At 60.2% G+C, this 25199-nt stretch carries 25 protein-coding genes and 1 pseudogene; 13 read left to right on the top strand and 13 right to left on the bottom strand.

Annotated features, from left to right (window positions below; all coding sequences use genetic code 11):
- Nucleotides 1-7: 7 nt before the first annotated feature.
- The 6 genes from BBX50_RS22870 (at nucleotide 8) to BBX50_RS22845 (ending at nucleotide 4990) form a co-directional block, all read left to right on the top strand.
- Nucleotides 8-874: a branched-chain amino acid ABC transporter permease gene (locus BBX50_RS22870; protein WP_065777615.1), complete on the top strand. Its 867-nt coding sequence runs from the start codon at nucleotides 8-10 to the stop codon at nucleotides 872-874.
- 4 nt (nucleotides 875-878) lie between these two features.
- Nucleotides 879-1865, top strand: coding sequence for a branched-chain amino acid ABC transporter permease (locus BBX50_RS22865; RefSeq protein WP_065777614.1), 987 nt, complete (start codon nucleotides 879-881; stop codon nucleotides 1863-1865).
- Between the two features lie 2 nt (nucleotides 1866-1867).
- Nucleotides 1868-2647 carry an ABC transporter ATP-binding protein gene (locus BBX50_RS22860; protein ID WP_065777613.1) on the top strand — a complete coding sequence of 260 codons (780 nt, stop codon included), beginning with the start codon at nucleotides 1868-1870 and terminating at the stop codon, nucleotides 2645-2647.
- Between the two features lie 3 nt (nucleotides 2648-2650).
- Nucleotides 2651-3373, top strand: coding sequence for an ABC transporter ATP-binding protein (locus BBX50_RS22855; protein WP_065777612.1), 723 nt, complete (start codon nucleotides 2651-2653; stop codon nucleotides 3371-3373).
- Between the two features lie 10 nt (nucleotides 3374-3383).
- Nucleotides 3384-4118, top strand: a complete 735-nt coding sequence (locus BBX50_RS22850; RefSeq protein ID WP_065777611.1) for an aspartate/glutamate racemase family protein — start codon at nucleotides 3384-3386, stop codon at nucleotides 4116-4118.
- Between the two features lie 167 nt (nucleotides 4119-4285).
- The gene (locus tag BBX50_RS22845) at nucleotides 4286-4990 is read left to right on the top strand and encodes a GntR family transcriptional regulator (protein WP_139108547.1); all 705 of its coding nucleotides are present in this window, start codon (nucleotides 4286-4288) and stop codon (nucleotides 4988-4990) included.
- Between the two features lie 496 nt (nucleotides 4991-5486).
- Here the strand turns inward: BBX50_RS22845 and BBX50_RS22840 are convergent, their stop codons facing one another.
- The gene (locus BBX50_RS22840; protein ID WP_065792123.1) at nucleotides 5487-6443 is read right to left on the bottom strand and encodes an NAD-dependent epimerase/dehydratase family protein; all 957 of its coding nucleotides are present in this window, start codon (nucleotides 6441-6443) and stop codon (nucleotides 5487-5489) included.
- 344 nt (nucleotides 6444-6787) lie between these two features.
- On the opposite strand from BBX50_RS22840, the gene BBX50_RS22835 reads away from it, so the two are divergent.
- Nucleotides 6788-7270: a hypothetical protein gene (locus BBX50_RS22835; RefSeq protein ID WP_065777608.1), complete on the top strand. Its 483-nt coding sequence runs from the start codon at nucleotides 6788-6790 to the stop codon at nucleotides 7268-7270.
- A 141-nt stretch (nucleotides 7271-7411) separates the two neighbouring features.
- Nucleotides 7412-7952: pseudogene (locus tag BBX50_RS29475) on the top strand (substrate-binding domain-containing protein); the annotation flags it as partial.
- 398 nt (nucleotides 7953-8350) lie between these two features.
- On the opposite strand, the gene BBX50_RS30855 reads toward BBX50_RS29475, so the two are convergent.
- The gene (locus BBX50_RS30855) at nucleotides 8351-8635 is read right to left on the bottom strand and encodes a hypothetical protein (RefSeq protein ID WP_244513216.1); all 285 of its coding nucleotides are present in this window, start codon (nucleotides 8633-8635) and stop codon (nucleotides 8351-8353) included.
- A gap of 226 nt (nucleotides 8636-8861) precedes the next feature.
- On the opposite strand from BBX50_RS30855, the gene BBX50_RS30580 reads away from it, so the two are divergent.
- Complete coding sequence (locus BBX50_RS30580; RefSeq protein WP_162493762.1) at nucleotides 8862-9068, top strand: hypothetical protein; 207 nt, start codon at nucleotides 8862-8864, stop codon at nucleotides 9066-9068.
- Between the two features lie 87 nt (nucleotides 9069-9155).
- Here the strand turns inward: BBX50_RS30580 and hydA are convergent, their stop codons facing one another.
- The 11 genes from hydA to BBX50_RS22765 all read right to left on the bottom strand — a co-directional run bounded on the left by hydA (nucleotide 9156) and on the right by BBX50_RS22765 (nucleotide 21237).
- On the bottom strand, nucleotides 9156-10577 hold the full coding sequence (gene hydA / locus BBX50_RS22815; protein WP_065777605.1) for a dihydropyrimidinase: 1422 nt from the start codon (nucleotides 10575-10577) through the stop codon (nucleotides 9156-9158).
- Entirely contained in the window at nucleotides 10574-11359 is a 786-nt protein-coding gene (locus BBX50_RS22810; RefSeq protein WP_065777604.1) for an aspartate/glutamate racemase family protein, read from the bottom strand. The genes hydA and BBX50_RS22810 overlap by 4 nt, the downstream gene beginning before the upstream one ends.
- A gap of 21 nt (nucleotides 11360-11380) precedes the next feature.
- Complete coding sequence (locus tag BBX50_RS22805; protein WP_065777630.1) at nucleotides 11381-12127, bottom strand: GntR family transcriptional regulator; 747 nt, start codon at nucleotides 12125-12127, stop codon at nucleotides 11381-11383.
- A gap of 49 nt (nucleotides 12128-12176) precedes the next feature.
- Complete coding sequence (locus BBX50_RS22800; RefSeq protein WP_065777603.1) at nucleotides 12177-12911, bottom strand: aspartate/glutamate racemase family protein; 735 nt, start codon at nucleotides 12909-12911, stop codon at nucleotides 12177-12179.
- Between the two features lie 69 nt (nucleotides 12912-12980).
- Entirely contained in the window at nucleotides 12981-14279 is a 1299-nt protein-coding gene (locus tag BBX50_RS22795) for an MFS transporter (RefSeq protein ID WP_065777602.1), read from the bottom strand.
- 462 nt (nucleotides 14280-14741) lie between these two features.
- The gene (locus BBX50_RS22790; RefSeq protein WP_065777601.1) at nucleotides 14742-15491 is read right to left on the bottom strand and encodes a fumarylacetoacetate hydrolase family protein; all 750 of its coding nucleotides are present in this window, start codon (nucleotides 15489-15491) and stop codon (nucleotides 14742-14744) included.
- Nucleotides 15492-15519: 28 nt separating this feature from the next.
- Nucleotides 15520-16929 (bottom strand): amidase, encoded by a 1410-nt coding sequence (locus BBX50_RS22785; protein ID WP_065777600.1) that lies wholly within the window; start codon nucleotides 16927-16929, stop codon nucleotides 15520-15522.
- A complete protein-coding gene (locus tag BBX50_RS22780; RefSeq protein WP_065777599.1) occupies nucleotides 16929-18221 on the bottom strand; it encodes a TRAP transporter large permease subunit in 1293 nt (430 codons plus the stop codon). Before BBX50_RS22780 ends, BBX50_RS22785 begins: the two co-directional genes overlap by 1 nt.
- An 18-nt stretch (nucleotides 18222-18239) precedes the next feature.
- A complete protein-coding gene (locus tag BBX50_RS22775; protein ID WP_083213778.1) occupies nucleotides 18240-18863 on the bottom strand; it encodes a TRAP transporter small permease in 624 nt (207 codons plus the stop codon).
- Between the two features lie 68 nt (nucleotides 18864-18931).
- Nucleotides 18932-19966 (bottom strand): TRAP transporter substrate-binding protein, encoded by a 1035-nt coding sequence (locus tag BBX50_RS22770; RefSeq protein WP_201723510.1) that lies wholly within the window; start codon nucleotides 19964-19966, stop codon nucleotides 18932-18934.
- An 80-nt stretch (nucleotides 19967-20046) separates the two neighbouring features.
- Nucleotides 20047-21237, bottom strand: coding sequence for an aminotransferase class V-fold PLP-dependent enzyme (locus tag BBX50_RS22765; protein WP_065777597.1), 1191 nt, complete (start codon nucleotides 21235-21237; stop codon nucleotides 20047-20049).
- A gap of 251 nt (nucleotides 21238-21488) precedes the next feature.
- On the opposite strand from BBX50_RS22765, the gene BBX50_RS22760 reads away from it, so the two are divergent.
- The 4 genes from BBX50_RS22760 to BBX50_RS30655 form a co-directional block, all read left to right on the top strand.
- Nucleotides 21489-22166, top strand: coding sequence for a GntR family transcriptional regulator (locus BBX50_RS22760; RefSeq protein ID WP_244515129.1), 678 nt, complete (start codon nucleotides 21489-21491; stop codon nucleotides 22164-22166).
- A gap of 222 nt (nucleotides 22167-22388) precedes the next feature.
- Entirely contained in the window at nucleotides 22389-23816 is a 1428-nt protein-coding gene (locus BBX50_RS22755) for a sodium:proton antiporter (protein WP_083213775.1), read from the top strand.
- 143 nt (nucleotides 23817-23959) lie between these two features.
- Nucleotides 23960-24397, top strand: coding sequence for a PDDEXK nuclease domain-containing protein (locus BBX50_RS30850; RefSeq protein WP_274534040.1), 438 nt, complete (start codon nucleotides 23960-23962; stop codon nucleotides 24395-24397).
- A 387-nt stretch (nucleotides 24398-24784) separates the two neighbouring features.
- A partial coding sequence (locus BBX50_RS30655) for a hypothetical protein (RefSeq protein WP_203229942.1) occupies nucleotides 24785-25199 on the top strand: 415 nt, incomplete at its 3' end.

The raw sequence follows: 25199 nt of genomic DNA, 5'->3' as shown, positions 1-25199 counted from the left end.
CGCCGCCATGGAACAGGTGATCGCCAACGGACTTTATCTCGGCGCCCAGTACGCGCTGATCGCACTTGGATTGACGCTGATCTTCGCGCTCATGAACGTGCTCAACTTCGCGCATGGCCAGATGTATGTCCTTGGCGGCTTCGTCACCTATACGATCTACGGCCAGCTCAAGCTGCCTTTCGTCGTCGCCCTGATCTGCTCGGGCGTGACACTCGCGGTCATCGGCGCATTGATGGAGAGGTTTCTCTTCCGAACGGTCGTCCGCCGCAGCAAGCGCGAGGAAAGCACGATGCTTCTGGCGGCCGCGACGGCGTTCTTTCTCGATGCCGTGATGTTGCTTCTGTTCGGCGAGAAACAGCGCGGCGTCCCGAAGATTGTCAGCGGCGTCTTCGCCTCGGAGGGGGTGATCCTGCCGTACGACCGCATCATGGTGGGCGTGATCGCCATCCTGATGATCGCCACCTTCATGCTCTTCATGCAGTACAGCAAACCGGGCCGCGCGATGCGGGCACTGGCACAGGATCGCATTGCCGCACAACTCATGGGCGTCAAGGTGGAACGTTACTCGATGATCGGCTTTGCACTCGGAGCCATGCTTGCAGGCATCGTCGGGGGATTGCTGGTCAGTATCACCGGCGTCAATTCCGGCATCGGTGGGCCGATTTCGATCAAAGCCTTCCTGATGGTGATGATCGGCGGGGCCGGCGTCGTCGGAGGTGCGATCGCCGGCGGCTTCATCCTCGGCATGATGGAGTCAGTAGGCCTAGCGACGCTACGCGAATATGGCGACGTGACCTACCTCGTCATCTTCGCGCTTCTGATGATCTTCTTGAGCATCCGCCCAAACGGGCTGATGGGCAAACCGTGGGGCTGATGCGATGCGTACGTCACAGGCCACCACGGTCAGGATCATCGCGAGCGCCCTTTTCCTTCTCGCTCTGCTGGTCGCAGTGCCGTTGCTGATCGAGGCCACCGGGCGAACTGACCTCTATTACACGCTGACCTCGGTGGCGCTGCTCAGCATCATCAGCGCGGGCGTGTGGATTACATTCTATATCGGCCGCATCAATATCGGCCAGGGCGCCTATGCGCTGATGGGCGGCTATGTCTCGGCCATCCTGGTTACGAGCTACGGCATGTCCTTCTGGCTGACCCTACCGCTGGCCGGTCTCTTCTGCGCCGCGGCGAGCGTGCTCATCGGGCTGCCAATCCTGCGCCTGCGCGGCGTCTATTTCGCCATGGTCACATTGGTTTTGACCGAAGTCGCCCGCCTGCTTGCCCTTGCGCTGCCGGTCACCAACGGCGCCAGCGGCATCGTCAGCATTCCGCTGCCGTCGGGCATCAGCTTCTTCGGTGTCACGCTCGTTCCGGATTTCGCAACGCTGGCGAACCCGCGCCTCGCCTTCTACATTGTCGCCGTGCTGCTGATGGCATTGTGCTTCCTCAGTCTTTACCGGCTCGCCCACTCGCGCACAGGGCAGCTTTGTCAGTCGCTGCAGCAGAATGAGGAACTCGCCTCGTCGATCGGCGTCAACATCGCTTATCTCCGCGTCATTGCCTATGCGCTCTCCTCCTTCTTCGGAGGCGTCGGCGGAGCAATGTTCGCCGCGATAGCGCAGTCGATCTACCCCTCGAGCTTCACTGTCGCCGATTCCGTCAATTTCATGCTCAATTGCTTCCTTGGCGGCCTCGGCTACGTGCTCGGACCGATGCTCGGCACTTTTGTCCTCTACTTCGGCTGGGACCTCCTGTTCCAGACGGGAGAATTCCAGCTCCTGATCTTCTCGACCGTGCTCATCGTGCTCATGCTCGCGCTGCCCAACGGCCTCTTGAGCCTCGCCATCCCCCGCAAGAGGAGCGTCTAGCCATGCCGGATCTCCTGGAAGTCGTCGGGCTCACCAAACGCTTCGGAGGCCTCGTCGCCGTCAACAATGTGTCCTTCACCGTGCGCGATCGCGAAATTCTTTCTGTGATCGGGCCGAACGGTGCCGGCAAGTCGACATTGTTCAAGCTGATCTCCTCCTTCCTGCGGCCGACGAGCGGCGAAGTGCGCTTCAAGGGGGAGCGCATTTCGGGGCTCGCCCCGCACGTCGCGGCCAGGAGAGGAGTGGTGCGGACCTTCCAGGAAACGACGATCTTCAAGAACATGACCGTACTCGACAACGTCGTGACGGCCCACCATTTGCGCTCGCGCGCGAGCCTGGCCGGCTTTTATTTCGGCAGCGCGGCGGCACGCAGCGACCTTGAGGCCTTCGGCGCCTCGGCGGACGAGATCCTCGCCTTTCTCGGCCTGGCAGCTATGCGTGACGAGATCGCCAGCAACCTGCCGCATGGCCACCTGCGCGCGCTCGGCATTGCGATCGCACTTGCCACCGATCCCGCTGTCATTCTTCTCGACGAGCCCTTCGCCGGCATGAATTACGACGAGACCCGCCGCGCGCTCCAGATCGTGCGCAAGCTGCGCGAACGCGGCATCACGGTGCTTCTGGTAGAGCACGACATGTCGGCGGTCATGAACATTTCCGACCGTATCGTCGTGCTCAACTTCGGCCAGATGATCGCCGAGGGCACGCCGGCCCAGATCCGGCAAAACCCGAAGGTCATCGAAGCCTATCTCGGTGTCGAAGACGAATCGATCGGACTGTAGGCCATGGAACCACTGCTGAAATTCGACGATGTAGAGCTCTACTACGACCACGTCTACGCCCTCAAAGGCGTCTCGATCGAGGTGTACGAGGGCGAGACCGTCGCGCTGATCGGCGCTAACGGTGCGGGCAAATCATCGATATTGCGCGCCATCACCGGTCTGAGAAAGATCCGCACCGGGCAGATCCACTATCGGGGAAAGCGCATCGATGGCATCAGCCCAGATGAGGTTGTCCGCATGGGCATCTCGATGGTGCCGGAGGCACGTCGCGTCTTTCCCTTCATGACCGTTCGCGACAACCTGTTGATGGGTGCCTTCAGCCGCACCGACAAGGCCGAGATCCGACAGAGCATGGAGATGGTGCTGACGCGCTTTCCACGTCTGAAGGAGCGCTATTCGCAGCAGGCCGGCACCATGAGCGGCGGTGAGCAGCAAATGCTCGTCATCGGCCGGGCGCTGATGGCGCGTCCGCGCCTTCTGTTGCTCGATGAGCCGTCGCTCGGAGTTGCACCGAAGCTGGTGCAGGACATCGCGCGCTCGATCGTGGCGATCAATCGGGATGAAAAGGTGAGCGTCCTCCTTGTCGAGCAGAATTCGCGTATGGCACTGCGCATCTCCCAGCGCGCCTATGCGTTGACGATTGGCAAGGTTGCGCTCAGCGGCAATTCCGCCGAACTGCTGACCGACGAACGCGTCAAGCATCTCTATCTCGGCGGTGAAATCTAGGCGGCCCAACGTGCGTATACTCGTCATAAACCCCAACACGACGACTTCGATGACCGGCAAGATCGGCAAAGCCGCTCAGGCGGCAGCATCGCCGACGACGCAAATCGTTGCCGTCAATCCTCAAGACGGCCCGCCGAGCATCGAGGGTTACTTCGACGAGGCTTTCGTCGTCCCAGGCATCCTCGCGGAAATGGCGAAGGCAGGCGCCGTAGACGCCTATGTGGTTGCCTGCTTCGACGACACCGGGCTCGACGCGGCACGTTGCGCCACGGAGGCTCCGGTGATCGGCATCGGAGAAGCAGCCTTTCACCTCGCCACGCTGATCGCAGGCAAGTTCAGCGTTGTTACGACGCTGGCGCGCTCGATTCCGGCGATTGAGCACAACCTCTCGAAATACGGCCTCGCCTCCCGTTGCGCCAAGGTCCGCGCTTCCGATGTTGCCGTGCTTGACCTCGAATTGCCGGGCTCGGACGCACGCCGCAGGGTCTCCGCCGAGATCGCGCGCGCCGTCAGCGAAGACGGGGCAGAGGCGATCGTGCTCGGTTGCGCAGGCATGGCGGATCTTGCGCACGCACTCTCGCTTGAACACGGGGTGCCGGTGCTCGACGGCGTTGCCTGCGCGGTGAGGCTTGCGGAAACAGTCGCGGCGCTGGGGCTCAGGACTTCGAAGAAAGGCGGCTATGCCGCGCCGCTTGCGAAGCAATTTGCCGGATACTATGCGCCCTGGTCTCCAAAGGCGGACTGAGGAAGGGCGCAATGTTCCCGCCCGCATCGAACGCCGGGTCCAGCGACGGCCGCTCGCCACGATCGACGCGAGCGGCAGAGCCGATTGACCGAAGGGCGGGCTCTGTGAGAATTCATTGGGCGAATGAGGCAGCCGCGGGAACGGTAAGTTCGCCAGAAGCGATGAACATGTTGACGACACTCAGGCCTGAAAACGATCACGAGAAACCGGGAGCGCGCTGGTCGCCGATCTATCACGGTCTGCGCGATGCCATCGTCAGCCACCGCCTCGCGCCGGGCACGAAACTACCTGAGGATGAGCTCGCCTCAATCTATTCGGTCAGCCGGACCGTCATCCGCGCCGCCCTGCAGGCGCTCTCGCACGACGGGCTGGTCCGGCTGGAGCCCAACCGCGGCGCCTTCGTCGCGCAGCCGTCGCCCAAGGAGGCGCGCGAGGTCTTCGACGCGCGCGCGCTGATAGAGCCGAAAGTGGCCGCGCTCGCTGCCGGCATCGCGAAACCCGACGATGTGCGCTTGCTGCGCAGCCATCTGGAAAAAGAGCACGACGCGCTGCATGCAGGACGCGACAGTGACGCCATCATGCTGTCCGCCATGTTCCACGTGGGCATTGCCGAGATTGCCGATCAGGCTATCTTGACCGGCTTCGTCCGGGATCTCGTTTCCCACTCCTCGCTGATTATCGCCCTCTACTGGCGGCGGCGCGAGACCACGTGCGAGAGCCACGCGCACCATGCGCTCGTCGACGCCATCGAGGCCGGTGACGCAGACAAGGCCGCACACTTGATGACGGAACACCTGCTCGACCTGCTTTCCGGCCTCGACCTCGATCACGTCGAACGAAAACGGGAAAATCTCGCCGAAATTCTGCGCTGACTTTGCTGCAGGAGGCGTGCGGCTGATCTGCCCCGGACCTGGCCGTTGCTCCACGCGAACACGATCGCATGCGGCGGCCACCGGCAAGCATCGAGGCCATGCCCGAAACTACGACGTCTCTGGAAGATGCTCCGACCGTGCAGATCCCGATCGCATGCTGCAGGAAAACCGTCAGTTCATATGCGTCGCCACGGCGGACAACTTGGCGCAGAGAAGGCGGCCGAACATTTTTTGTACATGATGCTAGTGGTGAAGAGGCTGTTCATCGTCCGCGAAAATACAGCATGGCACCCGGCAGGCGACCAATCCAGGCGGCGTGGTTTGATCTCGTTTTTCTCGTCCCGTTTTTGTCCGGCGCACGGGCGGAGCTAGTTCCATCCCTACGTGTAGGGAGAGGGTGACGGCCTTTAAGGGAGCAGTTCGGGTCCGTACAGAATGGTAGGGAGGAATCCGATCCATTCGGATCGCACGTTCGGTTAGGATCAAGAGAGCTATGTCATCCGGAAATTGGAGACGATTGTATGTTCTCTCGCCACCAGAATACTGTCCTCGCTATACCTCGATGCAACGAGATGTCGGCCTTCCAGCCGAACAACTCCGCTGCCAAGGCTGGAGAAGGGCACAGATCGACGTCATCGGAACCGCGCGTCGGAAGAAGCTCGATCAGAGCCGGATCCGCACCGGTTGCTGCCACGATTAGCGCTGCGACTTCCCGCATGGTCGGCGCGTTGCCCGAGGCAATATTGACGATTGATGCCCCTTGCAGGCGCGCCATCGACAGACGGTACATTGCCTCCACGGCATCGTCGACAAACAACAGGTCTCTTTTCTCGTTTGGTCGGCGGATGATTGAACGCTCACCGCCAAGGCAACGCCGGATCAATGACGGGATAAGAAACGCGTCTGACTGGGCAGGCCCGAAGACAAGGGAAAGGCGGGCCGTCACGATCGGGAAAGGCAATCGCGGCTGTAGCGCGTCGATGTAGTGTCCGCCGGCTACCAATGCCGCAGCGTAGGTTGTTTTGGGCACTTCTCGCTGTGTTTCGACATGCGGCAAGGGCGTGCCGCCGTAGGCGGCCAAGGTACCGGCTCGAACGAACGCGACCGGGGGATGTTGTGTCTCTGCGGCAGCCGCGATCGTTGACAGCAGGCCGATCAGATCCTCCTGGACGCTTGCAAAGGCATCGCCAAGCCTGGCTTCTTGCTTGCGCCGCGTTGCAGCGGCGAGATAGTAGACGTAATCTGGCCGTGTTGCCGCAAAACACCGCTCAAGTGCGCTACGGTCGTCCAAGTGCAAAATGTGCAGCTGAGCCTCAAGATCCGCGCGTCTCAAGCGGTGCACATTGGTTTCAGGGCGCACCAACACGTGGACAGCGTGCCCCTCCTTCACACAGCGGGCCACCAGGTGCGAGCCGATAAACCCGGCACCGCCAACGATCAGCACGTTCGGCATCGGCCTCCCCGACATCTCACGTTATCCTGGGCAGGATGAGCGGCGTGACTGCAATGAAGCAACCTCCCAACGTTACAATTGGCGCGTCGTGGAGCAACTCACCTTTTTGGATTGGTCGGTTAACCGGTTTGAGCTAAACCGGGCCCGAGGTCGGGAGCATACCTCCGTTCGAGTGCGAGTGTCTCTGTACAGTGCGGGGCATCCGATCCACTCGCCTCGATCCCATGCCTTCGCGTCCTGTTGGATTTGTCGTAGAGTAGTCCTCCCATACGGCCTGGTCGAGATGATGTGCGTCGCACTCGGGTCCTATCCTGCCGGCTGCAATGGAATTGTGCAGGGGAACGATGGAGAAGGCCCAACAACGCTACTTCCGCGTTGTCGGCTGCACATCGCAAGCCGCAGATCAGCTCATCCTGCTGTTTTGGGACCTCAATGAACGGCAGCTCAGTAAACAGTTCCTCACCCCCTACCGCACCGGTGGAAGACTGGTCATCGGCCAAAAACACGTCAACGTCTCAGACCTCGTGGCCATCAAGATTATCGAGACGCCACAATCAAAAAACGAAACGCTTAAGGAACTCCAGGAAAAAAGCCTCAAGGCAATCGAGCAGCGAAGTGCATTATCAGTTTGGCCGACCGCGGAAACCTTGGCTTACGGTTGGAACGATGAAGACATCGTCTATGCCGAACGTGATGTGACGGAACGCTACATCACTGGTGGACCTGGATCTTCGTCGTGGCCGCGACGAGTTCTCCACAGTCGACGATTGCTGATTGTTGGCGGCGCTCTGGCCTTGCTCGCGGTCAGCGCTTGGATCGATGCGTGATGGGAGCATACCTCGCGGAGAGAGCGAAATCTGGCGGAAGGTTGAGGTCGACGATTATCTGTTCCTTGTCCGGGCAACCCCGCCCGGCTGATTGGATCTGGATAACGGCAGGTCTCCTGGCTCTCATATGTGCCGGCTATCCGCCTTCCCGACCCCGAGGCCGGCGACGTCAGTATCCCGATAGTGATGATCAACTTCCGACCACGGACAGACCAGCTATTTCCATCTATCGAGCCCGACGACTTTCACGGTGCCAGAGATCTCACCCGCTACCTGCTTGAACGGCGGCATCGCAGGATCGGCTACATCAGGCTCAATCCCGTTCTCGTCGGCGCGGAGCTGCGCCTCAACGCCTTCCGTCATACCGCGAGCTGCTGCGACAAAAGGAACGACCGACCGCGATCGTGAGCGGTAATGACGAAATGGCGATCCAAATATACATCGCTGCGTTGTCCCTGGGATTGCGGAATCCCCAGGATGTTAGCATCGTCGGCTTCGATGATTTCCGAACGGTTTCCATGGTGCTGAAACCGGAACTGACTACAGCGGCATTGCCATACTATGACCTCGGCTTCCAGGGGCGGCATGGTTGAATGGAGTGGTCGCAGGCGACGAGGTTGCCCCCTTTAGCTGCGTTGCACCCTGCCGACTTGTCGAGCGCACTTCTGTTTGTTCGGTGTGAGCCACTGCGCATTGCGATACTGACGTCCTTCGCCTTGATGGTATTTGAACAGCTGGCACGTAAAGCTGATACGCAATATTTGGGGGGCGGCTAGGGCGGCATCGCCGGTTCGGGAGAATCTTGCGGACGGTTATGCCAGATCTCCTGAGTGTGAGCACGTCGGTGTTGGTGCTGGCGAAAGTACAAATGGTTGCGGGGCAGGCTTTGAACCTGCGGCCTTCAGGTTAGGAGCCTGACGGTTACCCTGGTGATGCCGTCGGCCATGTTTCGACCGGTGGGTGGAGTTGCAGGCATTTGGATGTTGGTGCCGAGGTCGAGAAGTCGCGAGGTCACCGTAGCCACGATCCCCGCCCGGTCGTCACAGGTCAAAGTGAGGACGAACGGTCGCATTTGGCGGGTCATCGTGCGCCAGCCTGCATCTGGCGGGCCTCCCGATAGTCATCAAGCCAGGTAAGCGTCTTTTCCCACCCGCCAAACGGAAAGAAATGAAGGTGTAACGGCGTAGGCGGGTTAGGATAGGTCGACGCAATAGCGGCGAGCACGTCGCCCGGATTACGGTCTGCGATGATGTTGAGAAGACCGCTCGCCGAGCGCCTGAGAGTGGCCAGCGAGGGCCCCACGCCGCACATGGCGGCAAAGCGGATCAGTTTCGTCAAACTGGTGACGCCGGCCGAGCCCCACATGAACGGGTACCTCCGGGTAGTCGCGGTGCAGCTGCTTTGCTCAGGCGCCGATCATCCCGCCGTCGAAGGCAAACTGTGACACGATCCGAGGCTCAAGCGACCGACGCGCGCAGGTCTCAAGCTTGCGCTTAAGCGCATCCTTCAGCTGATCCGCCGGAATGTTCGGATGCCCCTCCGGGTAGCCTGCGACAAAGGCGGTCCGTATCGCACTATCGGCCAACACCGGATGAGCAAGCAGTTCGGCGGATTCACCGAGCGGGCCGGGCAAAAGCGCCGGATTGCCTCCGGCCGATACGCGAAAGCAACCAGCACGCCGGTCGTTGCCGGATACACGGTTCCGATTCTGATCGTGCGAGCCGCCTTGCCGGCGACCGACCGCACCACCTTGGCCGGCAGCCCGACTTCGCCGAGGATCCGGACCGCCCGATCGTAAAACATCCAAGAGACGCGAGATTAATCTAGCTCAGCCGTTGTTTACGATCTCCTGTTCACGCTGAAACCCACCGAAGGGTGATATTGCTCATGTCATTTGGCGCCAGCTGCTTGTCGACGTCCTTTTGCGCTGAAGATATGCGCCATGCTCCTTGCCGCCAACGAGAGCACCATCACGCACGATCGTGCGGCCGCGCACCATGGTCAGAACCGGCCAGCCTATGATCCTCATGCCCTCATACGGCGTATAGTCGGAGCCGTCTTTCAGCAGCTCGTGCGAGATCGTGACCTCACGTTCCGGATCCCAAATGGCGATGTCGGCATCGGCTCCGACCGCAATGGTTCCCTTGCGGGGATAGAGACCGTAGGTCTTGGCGTGATTGGTCGAGGTCAGGGCGACGAAGCGGTTGAGATCGATTCGTCCTTTGACAACCCCTTCGGAGAAGAGGATCGGCAGACGGGTGGCGATGCCCGGAATGCCATTCGGCACCCATCGGAACGACGTTCGTCCCTTCGCCCTGAGCTTGCCTTGCGGGTCATTGTAGCGGAACGGCGAGTGATCGGACGAGAAGACCGAGAATGTCCCCGATTGCAGCCCCTCCCAGCAGGCGATTTGGCTTGCCTCGTCGCGCGGCGGTGGCGAACAGACATATTTTGCCCCCTCCATATTGAGCCCGTCCAGATCCTTCTCCAAGAGCACCAGATATTGCGGGCACGTCTCGCCATATACCTTCAGCCCCTTGCTCTGCGCGCGGCGGATTTCCTCCATGGACTCCCGGTTGGAGACATGGACGATCATGACCGGGACGTCGACGATCTCGGCGAGCGAGATCGCGCGATGGGTCGCTTCCCGCTCGACCGCGATCGGCCGCGACGGCCCATGGTAATGGGGCGCCGTTTTTCCGGCCCGTTCGAGACGATCGGTCAGGAAGCGGATCGCATCATAGTTCTCGGCATGAACCATCACCAGCGCGCCGGTCGCGCGCGCCACGTCCATGACTTCAAGCATCTCGCGGTCGGAGAGTGCCAGTCCCTCGTAGGTCATGAACACCTTGAACGAGGTGTAGCCATCTTCGACCAGTGCCGGCAATTCCTGCCCGAGAATGCTCGGAGTCGGGTCGGTCAGTATCAGGTGGAAGGAAACGTCGACGTAGCAATTGCCCTCGGCGAGCGCATGATAGTCGCCGACCGCCTGACGCAGAGACTGGCCCTTCTGCTGCATAACGAACGGCAGCACCGTGGTGTTGCCACCGAAGGCGGCGGAACGCGTGCCGCTCTCGAAGTCATCGGCCATCACGGTTTCGTCGCCGGTCGGCTGGGCGAGGTGCACGTGGCTGTCGATCCCACCGGGAAGAACAAGCTTGCCGCTCGCATCGATCACCTCTTCCGCTGGGCCCAGGTCGTGGCCAAGTGTGGCGATGACGCCATCGCGGATGCCGATGTCGCAACGAAAGGTATCGGCAGCCGTGGCAATGGTTCCGCCGCGGATCACGGTGTCGAACGGTTTCATGCCAATACCCCGCCCAGGATCGAGCCATTTGGCAATCTTGTCCGGTGCTCGATCCGGTCTGCGAGGGGCCCTTCGATACCAACGGTCGGCTTCGGCTCGGGGCGCCGGAAAGTGCCCGCGATCGCCTTGCGCGGCTTGAGCGCGACGAGGGCTTCCGCTTGTTTTACTGCTGCGGCGATCTGGTCCACGACCGGCACGGGGATACGATCGCGCACCTTGGCGGCAAGGCCAGCGAGTGGCGCACCGGCCAGTATGACGACATCTGCCTCGTCCTCCTCGACGGCACGATTGGCAAGCTCGACGAGTAGCGCCTCCTTCTCTTCTTGGACGCTGGAGATCGAGCCGAACGTGCCGTCAAGCATACGGATGCCGGCGCAGCGGTGTTCCAGCCCGTGCATGGCCACGCACTCGTGGTACCAGGGCCCAAGCGCCCGCGCGAAGGTCACGATCGCGAAACGGCGGCCGAGCATGCAGGCGCTGAGCATCGCTGCTTCCGCCATTCCGACAACGGGAATGTCGAAGAGTTCGCGCGCGCCGAGAAGACCCGGGTCACCGAACGCCGCGATAATGGCGGCGTCGACATGGTCGTGATGTTCCGCCAGCATTTCGAGCGCAATCGCACCGCCGATCTGTGCCTCGGCCCGGGTCGAGATGTAAGGCACGCCGCGGCTCGCCGTTAAGGGCACAACCGTGGTGCCGGGCGCCGAGACCTGCTGGCCGGCCGCAAGCAGAAGATCGGTGACGCCTGCGGAGGTATTGGGATTGAGCAGAAGAATTTTCATGATTTCTACCAGTTGGTTGTTTCAGGCGCCGACGGCATGGTTGATGGGGCTTTCATCCGCGGCATCCACTTGCGTCAGCAGGACGTCACGAACGACGTCGCCGGTCCGCGTCACGTGGTGGGCCAGGATCTTTCCGGCCATGTCGCTGTCACGTTCCTCGAGGGCCTTCAGCAACAGGCGGTGTTCCTCGACGGATTCGTCCCAGCGTGCGGGCGATGAGAGGGCGAAATAGCGAGCGCGCTCGGCGCGCGAAAGAAGCGCCTCGTGGGTGGATTTGAGCGCGTTGTTCTTGGCGCCGGCGACGATGAATGCATGGATTTGCTGATTGAGCTGGAAGTAGCTCTCGAGCTCGCCGGCCTCGTAATGGCGCTCCATGCGATCCTGCAGGGTTCTGAGACGCTGGAGGTCCCGCCTCGTCATGCGTCGTGCCGCGAGTTCGGCTGCGGCGCGCTCGATACAGGCGACAGCTTCGAAGAGATCGGCCAGCTCCTCCGGCCGCAGCGGCGCAACCACGGCTCCGCGATTGAGTCGCAGCTCCACCAGCCCTTCGGTGGCGAGAAGTTTGAGCGCTTCACGCAATGGCGTTCGCGAGACTCCGAGCGCTTCCGACAGATCCGCCTCCGTCAATTGCAGCCCCGGCTGGAGCTCACCGGTCACGATCAACGCCCGGAGCCGCGTCGCCGCCTCTTCATGCAAGCCAGCACGCGCCACACGCAGGCGGGCCTTGCTTGTCCTTGGCAGTTTCAGCGTCCTGGTTTCACGTGTCATCGATGAAGTCCCTGTTTCCGGCGGATCATGGCTTGCCATGGCATGCATGTTAGGCATTTTCGAACGCACGAAACAGTGAGCCCCAGCCCTGAAGGCGTGTGGTATCCACACCGGCAAGGGAAAGGCTTTTCCAGACCGTCGTCGCGATCGAGTCATAGACCGGAATGCCGAGTTCCCGCTCCAGCGACGTGACGGAAGGCGCCGCGCGCATATTGGTGCAGACGATCGCCACGGCATCGCAGCCTTGGCGTGCGACTGCGCGCACCATCTCTCGAATCTCCGCGTCGGTGACCTTGGCGAAGGAGAAATTATCCTGTAGACCGCAGTGCCGTTCTGCGTGGCAGGCGAAGCCGGACGCGCCCCAATTCGCAGCGATCCTTGCCTGCACGTCGTCGATGTAAGGTGTCACGAGGCCAATCTTCTCGACGCCCTTCACCTGGAAAATTTCTCGGAAGGCGAGGACTGACGTACAGGCGGCGATGCCCGTCGCCGCGATGATACGCTCGCAGAGCCGTTCGTCGCGGTCGAAACCGAGCCAGCTTGCCGATGTCCCGTTCCAGGCGATCACGTCCACCTTGGCGTGGGCGAGCAGTTCGGCCGCTCGCAGGATTTCGCTGTCGTCGAACTGGCCAAGTGCCTGTGTGGACAGCGCGATCTCGGTCACCTTGAAGCGCGAAAAATGAGCCGTGACTTCGGATAAACCGGCAAGCATTGCTGTTGTCACGGGTTCGAGCACAGTGTTGGACGATGGGGTCAGCATGCCGAGCCGGATAGTCTGGGTCATCTCACTGGATCCTTTTCTGTTCGTGATGAGAGGCATGGCCCTCCGGTGGAAAGGCCATGCCGTGCTGCCTTAAACCGGCAGCTTCCGGCTGTAGTCGATCGCGGTCGAGCACGCGAAGAGCGCGACACCAGCGGCTGCAAAGAACATCATCGCGAGGAAATAAGATCCGGTGAGTTGCACGATGAAGCCAACGATGATCGGAACGCTGATGCCGGCGATGTTGCCGCCGAGATTCATGCAGCCACCGAGGAACCCGGCGCGGTCACGGGTCGCCAGGATCGAGGGGATTGCCCAGTACATGCCGCACCAGCGCAGGAAGAACAGCGTGATGGACAGGAGAGCAACGACCGCGATCGCATTGCTGACGAAGGCGACGGAGAAGATCGAAACGGTTGCGACCACGGCGGCAATACCGAAGAGCGTCCTGAAGACGAGATTTGGCGAACCGCCGCGCGCACGCCAAGTATCGGCAATCCAGCCGCCGGCGATTTCGCCGACGAAGCCGGAAAAGAAGATCACGAAGGTCGCCCCGCCCAGCGCCTTGATGTCGAGGCCGTGCACCTTGAACAGGTAGTTCGGCAGCCACGTGAGAAGTCCGTAAAAGACGGCGTTGAAGAACATCCAGCCGCAGCACATGAACCATACCGAGCGGTGCTTGAAGTAGGCAGCACGACCCTGGCCGGTCGAATGCGGCGACGCGGCGTCTTCAGCGGCGTGGGCCTCCTCGATGTAGCGGGCCTCGGCCTCATTGACTGAGGGATGTTCGCGCGGCGAGTTGCGGATGTACCACCACGCCCACAGGCCGCAGACCATCGTGCCGGCGCCTGCGACGACGAAAGCCATGCGCCAGGAATCGAAAACGGCGATAAGCCACGCGATCACGACCGCGCCCAGCGCCGCACCCAGCGGGGCACCGCCATCGAGCAGCGTCGCGCCGCGCCCGCGCTCGTTCTGGGTCATCCACATCGCATTGAGCTTGCCGCCGGCCGGATAGATCGGGGCCTCCGCGGCGCCGAGGCCGAGGCGGGTCAAGACCAGAACGAACCAGCTCGGAGCCATTGCCGCAACGGCCTGGAAGAAGCCCCAGCCGACCGTTGCGGCGGCAATGACAGCGCGCGGCTTGAAGCGATCGGCGAGCATTCCGCCCGGAACCTGCATGAACGCATAGGTCCAGAAGAACGAGCTCAGGATCAGCCCTTGCGTTGCCGGATCGAGATCGAACTCCTTGGCGATGATCGGCATCGCAACGGAAAGCGACGCGCGATCGATGTAGTTGATTGAAATAAGAAACAGCATCAACAGAAAGATATTCCATCGAACGCTGCTGCGTTTGCCTCCGATTTCACCGGCGGCCGTTGTAACAGTCATGCTCAAGTCCTCCCTTGGCCCGTTGAGATCGCGACGCGGCTCCTCTCCAGCATCGCAATTCAAGCAAAAGCTAAACCGAGGCGCGCGGTTCGGCAACGCAATTTTGCATTCTGCATGCAATTTTGATTTAAATTTTTGATATTGCTAGTTTATATCAGCGTCAATATTGCTGAAATCGGCTCAATCGCGGCCCATACTCTGCCGCCGTCAGCGCGATCATGATAGCTGAAGCACTTCGATTTGAATGGCCGGCACGAACACGAACAGCCGCTACTGCATTCGCGTAGCGGCTGTCGAGGACGCGTCAAGAGGCCCTTGTGCGCGCATGGGATCCCAGAGCGCCGTGCGTTCAGATGAACGCTCAAGGAGGCCCCGGCACTTTGATATTAAGGCGTCTTCTCCGCTGAGAGCGGAATGCTCTGGAGAGCCGAGCGAAACAGGAATCGCACTTGGCCCATCTGCTCAGGTGAAACGCAACGAGGCGCTTCCAATTCCAATGAATTCCGCCTTCACCGCGGCGCGTGGTTCCACGAAAACCATCCCGGCGTAGGAGCCGGTCGTCACCAGTGAACCGGCCTTGATGCCGCCGCGTTTTCTCACGCAATGGTCTACGAGCCATAGCAGAAGCCAGCGTGGATCACCGGCGGGATTGCCACCGCGCTGATCGGCTTTCACGACGTCGTTGACCGTCAGGCGCACATGGGCATCGGCGAGCCCCTCGCCGCCCCAGGCGCTTCCTGCGGGATCGTAGACGAAGCCGCCATTGCTCTGATTGTCGGCAAGTTTCCAGAGCGGATCGGCAGTATCCCAATCCACCAGCCTTGTATCGACGATCTCGATCGCCGCGTGGATCGAGGCGACGGAGGCATAGACCTCGCTTTCGCTCAAAGGCTCGCTGCGCGGCTCAATGTCGCAACCGATACGGAAAGCGATCTCTGGCTCGATGCAGCAGATGTTGAGGTCTGATGACGACCATCCGGTCGAGCCCGCCTTTATGAGGTCCGTAAGCAGAGGGGCTGCGTTCGGCGTGGCATCTGGCGACTTTGCGCCCACCTTCCAGCCGCCAACCGGTCCGAGTTGGTGTGCGACGGCGTCTTGCACCAGGTAGGCCTCGTCGGCATCGCGGGGGCCGGGCGGGAGAACCCGCGCCAGTTTTCTTGCTCTCCTGCTGTCGATCAGCGCCGACGCTGCCGCTTGGATATTGAAGGTCATGATGGTCTCCGGAACTTGGAAATAGTTGTCAGCCGATCGGGGGCCAGCGATCGGCCCACGGATGGGCGCGTTCGTATTGTGCCGCCACGCGAAGCAATTCCTCGTCATCACCGAACCGGCCAACGAGCTGGAAGCCGATCGGCAGACCGGAATGCGCTGGTGCACATGGAATGCTCGCGCCGGGCAGACCGCCGGCATTGGCAAAGGCGGTGAAGACAGCGTGCCCTCGAGGGCCGACCGGCGTGCCGTCGATCCTGTCGGGATGGCTTGTCTCTGCCGGCCAGGGAAGAGCTGCGGCGCTTGGCGTCAGGATCAGGTCATAGGATTGGAAGAACTCCGCCAAAATCGAGCGCATTCTGGTAACGGCATCGAGCGCGCCGACATAGTCGGCGGCCGTCAGCCTCGCGCCATTCTCGGCCATTTGCCGAATTGGCGGTGAGATCTGCGACAGATCCCTACCGTGCATCAGCCAGGCAAGTCCCGCCGGCCCGACGACCGACCAGATCCGGTCCAGCGCCTCCAGATCGACGGGCACCGATCCTTGATCGACTGTATGCCCGAGCTCCTCGAGATTGGTAGCGGCCGCCGCAACGCTCGCCGCAATCTCCGGATCGACAGGAGAACCGCCGAAGTGCTGCACGAAAAGAATACGCAGTCTTCTCGGATCACGAGCGGTATCAACTTCGGCCCGCGCAAAAGCCATCGATGCACCGTCGTGCGGATCGGCGCCGCTCATGGCACAAAACACCAGCGCAGCATCCGCTACCGTGCGCGCGATCGGCCCGATCGCCTCGAAATCGTGGAGGATTACCGGCAAGCCGTGGGCGCGCGCCACCCGGCCCGGCGACGGCTTGAAGCCGAACAACCCGGTGTGGGAGGCCGGCCGACGGATCGAACCGCCGCCATCCGTCGCGATCGCGACCGGTCCGAGACCCGCCGCGACGGCAGCGACCGCGCCGCCGCTCGAACCGCCTGGGGTCAACCGCGCGTCCCAGGGGTTTCTGGTCGGCCCGAACAGCGGGTTGTCCGTGTAGCCTTGAAGCGTGAATTCGGGGACATTCGTCTTGCCGAGGATCACCATGCCCTCGGCCCGCAGCCTCGCCACCGGAAGCTCGTCCTCGTGAGGGACATGGCCGGCGAACAGCCGGCTGCCCCAAGTCGTCCGCATCCCTCTGACGGGAATATTGTCCTTGACTGTGAGCGGCACGCCGTCGAGCGGGCCGCGCGCCTCTCGGTCGCGCCAACGGCGTTCGCTTTCGGCGGCCGCCCGCGGCGCCCCCTCACGATCAAGCGTCACAATCGCATTGAGACGCGGGTTGACGTCCTCGATCCGATCGAGAACGGCGTTGACGATTTCAACCGGCGAGATTTCGCGGGCGGCAAACGCCCGCGAAAGAGTTCCGGCTCCAAGTGACCACAAGGCAGCAGTTGTCGGCATCAGTTCATGTTCCTCGGCAGCCACAGGACAAGCTCCGGCGCAAACCAAAGGAGCACGGTAAAGCCGAGCATGATCGCCACATATGGCCAGACTCCGGCGATGACATCGTTGATCGAGCCGCCATCCTTGCGGATGCTTTGCACGACGTAGAGATTCATGCCGACCGGTGGGGTGATCATCGCGATCTCGCTCATCAGAACGATGAAGATGCCGAACCAGATCGGATCCACGCCAAGATGTGTGACGATCGGATAGGCGATCGGGATCGTCGTTACCTGCATCGACAGTACCTCCAGGAAGCAGCCGAGGATCAGGTAGAACACGATCAGGATCAAAATGAACTCCGTTGGCCCGACCCCGAGCGAGGAAACGAACTTGGTCAGCTCCTGCGGAATGTTGAGGAAGTTGAGGGTCACGTTGAGGATGAATGAGCCGCAGATGATCAGAATGATCATGCCGGTGATTGCCGCTGTGTTGCGGAAGCACTGATGCAGCGACGAAAGATCGAAGTGCCCGACCGTGAGCGCGAAGCCGATGGCGATGACGACGCCGAGCGAAGCCGCTTCCGTCGGAGTGGCCCAGCCGAGATAAAGGCTGCCCATCACAACGCCAAAGATGACGAAGGGCGGTACGAGGTGACGGGAGAGATTGAGCTTATCACTGAATGACAGTCGCGCTTCGACGAGACCTGCCCCTCTCCAGTTCGAATAGGCGATGTAGCTCATGAAGATGAGGGTGAGCAGGATACCCGGGATGACGCCGGCGATGAATAGCTTGCCGATCGAGTTGTTGGTGATCGAGCCATAGACGAGCATCGCGACGCTCGGCGGAATGAGGATGCCCAGCGTGCCGCCAGCGGCAAGCGAGCCGAGCGCCTGGCGCTTGTCATAGCCACGCTCGTGCAGTGCAGGCAGTGCTACCGTGCCGATTGTCGCAGCAGTCGCCACCGACGAACCACATGTTGCCGCAAAAAGAGCGCAGGACGCCATGTTGGAATGGAGCAACCCGCCGGGCAGTCGACCCAACCACGCCGACAGCGAGACAAACATCCGGTCGGCAAGACCGCTGCGGAGCAGGATTTCGCCAAGCAGGATAAACAGCGGGATCGCGGTCAGGAGATTTTCGTTCTGAACACTCCAGATCACGCTGCCCATGGATTCGATCATGGGCAGGCCGACGATCGCTAGACCGCCAATAACGCCTGCACCGGCCATGACGACCGCAACGGGCACGCCCAGCAAAAGGACGCCTAGAGCAACAAGAAAGGCTATGGATATCGTTGTGATGCTCATCAGATTCTCCTACGTCGCTCAGCGGCGGTCCAGGTCCTGCAGTTCATCTTTGATCTCTTCGACGGTTTCACGCGGGCCGTAGGTTCGGTTGAGAACGCTCGCCTTACCCGTCAGCAGCAGTGCGGTAGCGTGAAGGGCCATGGCGACCGCAACGACGGCAAAGACCACGAGCGATGCGTACCAGACACCCTGTGGGTAGATCAGAGGGGTGGCCCATGGCGTCGGTGCGGTACTTTGATAGGTCAGCGTGTCGAGGAGAATGGTCAGGCACACCCAGGCGAGCATAACGCCGAAACCGGCAAGGAGAACGATCGAGAGCCAGTTCAATAGCGTCTGCAGGACCTTTGGCAACTTCAGATGAAACAGCTCGATGCGAATATGTGCGCGGTCGACCAGTGCAGTCGTAAAGGCGAGCGAAGAGCCGACGGCAAGCGCATAGCCGCCGAGCTCGTCGACGCCCTGGAGCGAGAAGCCAAAGAGCTTTCGGCCCAGCACCTCGAGCAAGACCAAAACTGCAAGTGCAAGGAAGATATAGCCGGTAATGTTGGCAAACAGTGCCCCAATTGAGCGCAAAGCGTCAGAGAAATGCGCGGTCTTTGCCGGCGGAGCCGAGTCGATCGTCGTGGGTTGGGTATGTTGCATGGGATCCTCCATCCTCTCTCATCGATGGCAAAAAGGCCTCCCGCAGGGGAGGCCTTCGCGTGTTGCGATCACTGGAGCCCGATGGTCGGCCCGACCAACTTCTTCCACAGCTCGCCGCAGCCGGGATAGGATTTCTCGCACACTTGCGACCATGCCGGGAACGAGACCGTCTGGACGGCGCCCTGCACCGTTTTCAGGTCCTCGTCCGTGACCGGCACTTCGGTCATCGCGAACTTTTTCACGGTCGTGCAGGGTTCCCTGCCGACATTACAGCGCGAAGCGTCCTCGAAGAGTTCTTTCGAGTAGCCCCAAATATCGTCCTCCAACGCCTTGAAAGCCTCGGTCAGCTTTGCCTGCTGCTCCGGCGTAAATTTGTTCCAGCTATCGAGATTGATGGCATAGGCATTGAGAGCAATCTGAAAGCCAAGCGGCATGAAGTGTGTCGATACCTCGGGCCAACCCGCCGTGTTTGCCGAGCTTGGGCCGGTGATGGCACAGTCGACGACGCCCCGCTGCAGCGATTGCTGCGTCTCACCGAAGGAGATGGTGACGGGAATGCCACCGATCTTTTCGATGAACTGGGCGAGCGACTGGTCGTAGACGCGTACCTTCTTGCCCTGCAGATCGGAAAGCCCATGAATTTCAGCGTTGCAGAAGACCACCTGCGGACCGAATGGCCAGATCGCCAGCAGCTTGCCGTTGAACTGGTCCTGCAGCCGCTTGTCGAACTCTTCACGATAGGCGTCGACGACCTTGCGCGCCGTCTCGTAATTGGCATTGACGCCGACCAGGTCTGCGCCGAGCAGGAACGGTTCATCGCGCGAGGCCTGAGCGATACGCAGGGTTACGATGTCGAACAGACCTGACTTGAGGACGCGCAGTCCCTCGCTGTCCTTGATACCGATAACGTCCATCGGCTTGTAGTCGACGGCAAGCGGCAGGCCTGTCGTCTCTGCCAGATTCTCGAAGAACGGCTTTTCCTTGTTCTGCTGAATAAGACCTGTGGCAAGCAGGTTACCGGCAACGCGCAATGGGATGTCCTCGGCACTGGCTGCGCCAGCGAGAAGACTTAACCCGAAAGTAAGAGAGAGAAGCTTTCGCATGATTTTCTCCATTGGTTCCCTACTGGTGGTTTGTTCGGCGCCGGTTGACCGGCGTTCTCGCGATGACTGGCCGCCTTTGTCTATTCTGCGGCGTGCGCCACCGATCCCGCATTTCCATTGAGGTATTTCATTGCCGCCTCGACGCCGCCCGACCGGTGCGGGATGCCGCACACAGCCAGGCCCATCTCGACGCCGGCAAGCGTGCCCATAACCATCAGGTCATGGAAGTCACCGAGGTGGCCGATCCGGAACACCTGGTCGGCGAGCGGTCCGAGACCATTGCCCAGCGACATGTTCGAACGCCTCAGAATCTCGGCGCGCAATCCATCCGCCGAGTGTCCTTCCGGAAGGCGCACTGCCGTGAGGGACGAGGAATATTCGGCCGGGTTCCGGCATTGGATTTCCAGGCCCCAATGGATAACCGCGCGCCGCGTTGCCTCGGCCGCCCGGTCATGTCGGGCAAAGACGTTGTCCAACCCTTCCTCGTGCAGCATGTCCAGCGCAACCTTCAGGCCCTGAAGCAGGTTTGTCGCTGGCGTGTAGGGGAAGTAGCCGGTTTTGTTGGCCGCAAGCATATCTTCCCAGTCCCAGAAGGAACGCGGAAGACGCGCCTTCTTCGCCGCCGCCAGCGCCTTTTCCGAGATGGCGTTAAAGGAAAGACCCGGCGGCAGCATCAATCCCTTTTGCGATCCGCCGACGGTTACGTCGACGCCCCATTCCTCGTGGCGATAATCGATCGAGGCCAGCGAGGAGATCGTATCCACCAGAAGCAATGCCGGGTGGCGGGCGTTGTCGATGGCGCGCCGGACGGCGGCGATATTCGAGGTGGCGCCCGTCGAAGTCTCATTGTGAACGACGCATACCGCCTTGATAGCGTGGCCCCTATCCTCCCTCAGGCGTGCCTCGATGAGACCAGCATCGGCGCCCGAGCGCCAATCCCCCTTGAGGAATTCGGCGCTGATGCCAAGCCGTCCGGCCATCTTGTTCCAGAGCGTGGCGAACCAACCTGTCTCGAACATCAGCACATGGTCGCCGGGCGACAGCGTATTCACCAGCGCCGCCTCCCACGCGCCGGTTCCAGAGGCCGGATAGATGATGACAGGACCGGACGTCTTGAAGACGGAGCGGATCCCGGCCAGCACCGCCTCGCCCAGCTTCTGAAAGTCCGGCCCGCGATGATCGATGGTCGGCTTGGCGACGGCCGCCAGCACCGGCAAAGGCGTGTTGGTAGGACCTGGGATCTGCAAGAAGTGTCGCCCGCTATGCGTCATCGTATGAAACTCCTCCCTTTGAATGCCTCAATGTTAGACATTTTGCATACAATTTATCGACTGGCAACGGCAATTTTGCATTCGAAGAAAACTTGCGCAGTTTGGCCCAGCATGGGATGATGCCTAGACCAAGAACGGCATCGGCGCGGTTCGTGCCGTCGAACCACTTGATTGCGACCAGCCATTGGTTATGAACGATGCAGGAGCATCGGGAGGAAGATGTGGAATATGAACAGCCGCAAGCGGCGACAATTTTGAATGCAAAAATCGATGAAGAAGTTGAAAGCCTGCACGATGGAATTTTGAGCAAGCTGCGCGATTTCATCGTCGAGGGTCATCTTCGCCCGGGCGACCGTGTCCCTGAACGGCAACTCTGCGAGAGCCTCGGCGTTTCCCGCACGCCGTTGCGCGAGGCACTCAAAGTCCTGGCCGCCGAGGGTCTCATCGAACTTTTGCCAAACCGGGGCGCTCGCATTCGCGAGTTCACGCCCGACGACGTGCGCGAGTTCTTCGAGATGCTGGCGGGCATGGAATCAACGGCCGGCCGGCTGGCCTGCGAACGCATAACCGAAGCGGCGATCGAGCAGATCGAGGCGCTACACTATCAGATGTACGGGCATTACATGCGCCGGGAACTGCCCGAATATTTCCGCCTGAACCAACTCATACACGAACGTATCGTCGCCGCTGCGGGAAACCACGCGCTTGAGACTTATTACCATGGACTGACCGCGCGTATGCGCCGGTTGCGCTACTCTGCGAACACGATCAAGCGGGATCGATGGGGCCAGGCCATGCGCGAGCACGAGCAGATATTGGACGCGCTCAGACGTCGGGACGGTCGGGAACTTGCCGAAATCCTCTATGAGCACCTGATCCATAAGTGGAGCGCGACCTCCGAAGCATTGGGGACCGCGGAAGCGGAATGAACGCAGCCGCTGTCAGGGCAGTCGAAACCCGCACGGCACACTCTTCCAGCTTCAGAGCGGCGTTGATTTAAGCGCGGCCATCCGGGCAAGGGGAGTCGCGACCTGATAGAGGGCATCCGTCGGAGCGGCACGCATATCCAGTGTCGTCTATTTCGCGATGCAGGAGCGTTCATTTGGGGCAGGACAGCGGACGACGCAGCAAGGGCCAGTTGGGGGACGTGAATGCTTGTGAAGATTTTTCGTAGCCCTGTTGCTACGGCATGGATCGGCTTGTGTTTTGCCGAACCCGCCTTCGCCTCACAGAGTGGCCTGCCCGGCGCTGCAATGTCCCTTTGGTGGGCCTTGCCATTTGCCGGCATGCTGCTTTCCATCGCAACCGGCCCCCTCCTCTATCCTCACTTCTGGGAACGTCACTACGGCAAGATCACCGTCGGCTGGGCGATGCTGAGCGTGCTGCCGATGTTGCTCTTCCATGGCCCGGTAGTCTCGGCTGAAGCGGTACTGCATGCCCTGCTCGTTGAATACATGTCCTTCATTATATTGCTGTTTGCGCTGTTCACGATAGCCGGCGGCGTCCTGGTGGCCGGGAACATTCACGGCTCACCGCGCAATAATGCGGCGCTGCTTCTGATTGGAGCTGCACTTGCCTCGGTTGTCGGAACCACCGGCGCCTCGATGATCATGATCCGCCCAGTGATACGGGCCAACGACAATCGTCGCTTCAATGCGCATGTCATTGTATTCTTCATCTTTTTGGTGTCGAACATCGGCGGCTCGCTGACCCCGCTCGGCGATCCTCCGCTTTTCGTCGGTTTCCTGCGCGGCGTCGATTTCTTCTGGACCACGACCCATCTTTATCACGAGACCTTCCTCGTGGCGGGCATTGTTCTCATGATCTTTGTCGCGATGGACTGGATGCTCTACAGGCGAGAGAGACCGCTCGCCAGATTGAAGGACCCGACGCCGGATTCGCGCATACGCATTCGCGGGCGCCTCAACTTCCTTCTGCTTGCCGGCGTCATCGGCGCAATCCTGCTCTCGGCCGCGTGGGACCCACACGTATCGTTCAGCATTCTCAGCGTCGAAGTCGAGCTGCAGAATCTCATCCGCGATGCCCTCATACTGGCGCTGGGCCTTCTTTCCCTGCTGGTGACAAAAACGGAATACCGCGACGCCAACAGCTTCTCCTGGGGACCGATCCGTGAAGTCGCCAAGCTCTTTGCCGGCATTTTCGTTTGCATTGCGCCGGTCATCGCCATGCTGCGCGCCGGACCCGATGGCGCGTTCGGCCCACTGGTGTCGTTGATTACAACGGAATCGGGCGCGCCAAATGATCTCGCCTATTTCTGGCTCACTGGATTGCTTTCTTCGTTTCTGGATAACGCGCCGACCTATCTTCTCTTTTTCGAATTGGCCGGCGGAGATCCGCATGTCCTGACAACGACGCTGTCCAGCACCTTGACCGCGCTCTCGACAGGTGCGGTGTTCATGGGGGCGAACACCTATATCGGAAATGCACCCAACTTCATGGTTTACGCCATAGCTCGCGAACGCGGCATCAAGATGCCGAACTTCTTCGGCTACATGCTCTGGTCGGGGGCGGTATTGATTCCGACTTTCCTCGTTGCGAGCTACGTCTTCTTCAGCTAGGCGATCGCCTGGGCTGTATGAATGGCCGCGATGCGCGCAAAATTGCAAAACACCGTCGGTGAGCGGAATACTCGCGGCCATCTTTGGCGTCCGAACATGGGCGAACGTCTCTCATTGCCTTGAGATCACATCAGGGGTGGATAGTGGCCTGCACCAGCTTCGATTTTCTTACCCTCGGCCCGGCGATGTCCGGACGCGAGCTCGAGCAAAGCCTACTTGAACATCTACGCTCCTTAATCCTCGAGCTCGGAAAAGGCTTAGCCTTCGTCGGCAGCCAACATCATCTCGAGGACGGCAGCCAAGCCTACAATACGACCACGCGCTGGTTCCCATCGATCCATTATGCGATCCTAGACGCACAAAGCCGGAAATACCATTTAACTCGGATAATTCTTCATGAAAATTGCGTATACTTCTATCACTCATGGCAACCCCTCTTCCCTACAGCGATCATGAGAGTAAATATTATTACAGCAGCGGAAAACCATCCGTATGACATGAATGTAATTACGTTCATACGGTCCGGAGTTCCAAGTATTTCTGCGATATACGCGCATCTCCCTAAGCACTTAAATACTTGATAAATCGAGAAAATAGAATCAACGCCGTATAGTACGGCAACGATAATAAAGCCGTAGAAAAAAGCCTCTCCTTTGAATTCCATTGAATCACGAATCCGTCTTCGTATTATTGCGTCACCAGCGATTAATCCTGACGTAAGTAGAACTAATAAATATCCAGCGTGTACTCTATAGAAATGACCATAATCTCTCATAATCAAATATGTAAATATTAGTGAAAAGCTCGACGAAAGAAGCGTTCCCCAATAATACTCTACATCTGATTCAAACAGAAAACGTTCTTCCTTATCTCGCCTATAGGCTCGAACATACTTATACAATGAAAAAAAGAACACGATGTAGTAGATAACGCCGGCTTGGCCGATTATCGAGATAGAGTAAAAATCCATGCTGGACCTCGACCGCCCCCATTTTGGGAAGCTGCTCTTCTGTAGATACTACCGCCGGGATATCAAGCGCCGCATGCGCCAAGAACACCGCCGTTGGACAACGGCCGAGAAGGTTGCCATCGTCCCGAAGACCGATGAACGGGACGAAGCAAACGCCGCTCCCTCCCGTTTCACCGCCACATCATCCAGAATTGTGGGAGGCTCACCGATGTATCCCATAACCACGCCCTCGAATTTCGACAAAAAATCCACCGCCTGGGCGTCCACAGTCCGCTCAGCAATCTATTCAGATCTTAAAGCATCGTTCGATTTAATCGACTCGCAGAGATTCCGTTGTGATGGCATCTGTGATTCACGTCTGCGTGGAGGTGTTTCATGGGCAAGTTCCATTCGTTGGATATTCGCGACCGTGT

Origin of the sequence: Ensifer sp. LC11 (genome assembly GCF_001695835.1) — a bacterium.
Classification (GTDB): Bacteria; Pseudomonadota; Alphaproteobacteria; order Rhizobiales; family Rhizobiaceae; genus Ensifer.
Note: the sequence above shows the minus strand (reverse complement) of the source record. Positions and strands in the feature narration are given on the sequence as shown.

What these genes read in the sequence shown, in the direction of transcription:
- BBX50_RS22870 (WP_065777615.1), top strand. Translation starts at nt 8, where the DNA reads ATGGAACAGGTGATCGCCAACGGACTTTATCTCGGCGCCCAGTACGCG.
- BBX50_RS22865 (WP_065777614.1), top strand. Translation starts at nt 879, where the DNA reads ATGCGTACGTCACAGGCCACCACGGTCAGGATCATCGCGAGCGCCCTT.
- BBX50_RS22860 (WP_065777613.1), top strand. Translation starts at nt 1,868, where the DNA reads ATGCCGGATCTCCTGGAAGTCGTCGGGCTCACCAAACGCTTCGGAGGC.
- BBX50_RS22855 (WP_065777612.1), top strand. Translation starts at nt 2,651, where the DNA reads ATGGAACCACTGCTGAAATTCGACGATGTAGAGCTCTACTACGACCAC.
- BBX50_RS22845 (WP_139108547.1), top strand. Translation starts at nt 4,286, where the DNA reads ATGTTGACGACACTCAGGCCTGAAAACGATCACGAGAAACCGGGAGCG.
- BBX50_RS22840 (WP_065792123.1), bottom strand. Translation starts at nt 6,443, where the DNA reads ATGCCGAACGTGCTGATCGTTGGCGGTGCCGGGTTTATCGGCTCGCAC.
- BBX50_RS22835 (WP_065777608.1), top strand. Translation starts at nt 6,788, where the DNA reads ATGGAGAAGGCCCAACAACGCTACTTCCGCGTTGTCGGCTGCACATCG.
- BBX50_RS30855 (WP_244513216.1), bottom strand. Translation starts at nt 8,635, where the DNA reads ATGTGGGGCTCGGCCGGCGTCACCAGTTTGACGAAACTGATCCGCTTT.
- BBX50_RS30580 (WP_162493762.1), top strand. Translation starts at nt 8,862, where the DNA reads ATGAGCAAGCAGTTCGGCGGATTCACCGAGCGGGCCGGGCAAAAGCGC.
- hydA (WP_065777605.1), bottom strand. Translation starts at nt 10,577, where the DNA reads ATGAAACCGTTCGACACCGTGATCCGCGGCGGAACCATTGCCACGGCT.
- BBX50_RS22810 (WP_065777604.1), bottom strand. Translation starts at nt 11,359, where the DNA reads ATGAAAATTCTTCTGCTCAATCCCAATACCTCCGCAGGCGTCACCGAT.
- BBX50_RS22805 (WP_065777630.1), bottom strand. Translation starts at nt 12,127, where the DNA reads ATGACACGTGAAACCAGGACGCTGAAACTGCCAAGGACAAGCAAGGCC.
- BBX50_RS22800 (WP_065777603.1), bottom strand. Translation starts at nt 12,911, where the DNA reads ATGACCCAGACTATCCGGCTCGGCATGCTGACCCCATCGTCCAACACT.
- BBX50_RS22795 (WP_065777602.1), bottom strand. Translation starts at nt 14,279, where the DNA reads ATGACTGTTACAACGGCCGCCGGTGAAATCGGAGGCAAACGCAGCAGC.
- BBX50_RS22790 (WP_065777601.1), bottom strand. Translation starts at nt 15,491, where the DNA reads ATGACCTTCAATATCCAAGCGGCAGCGTCGGCGCTGATCGACAGCAGG.
- BBX50_RS22785 (WP_065777600.1), bottom strand. Translation starts at nt 16,929, where the DNA reads ATGCCGACAACTGCTGCCTTGTGGTCACTTGGAGCCGGAACTCTTTCG.
- BBX50_RS22780 (WP_065777599.1), bottom strand. Translation starts at nt 18,221, where the DNA reads ATGAGCATCACAACGATATCCATAGCCTTTCTTGTTGCTCTAGGCGTC.
- BBX50_RS22775 (WP_083213778.1), bottom strand. Translation starts at nt 18,863, where the DNA reads ATGCAACATACCCAACCCACGACGATCGACTCGGCTCCGCCGGCAAAG.
- BBX50_RS22770 (WP_201723510.1), bottom strand. Translation starts at nt 19,966, where the DNA reads ATGCGAAAGCTTCTCTCTCTTACTTTCGGGTTAAGTCTTCTCGCTGGC.
- BBX50_RS22765 (WP_065777597.1), bottom strand. Translation starts at nt 21,237, where the DNA reads ATGACGCATAGCGGGCGACACTTCTTGCAGATCCCAGGTCCTACCAAC.
- BBX50_RS22755 (WP_083213775.1), top strand. Translation starts at nt 22,389, where the DNA reads ATGCTTGTGAAGATTTTTCGTAGCCCTGTTGCTACGGCATGGATCGGC.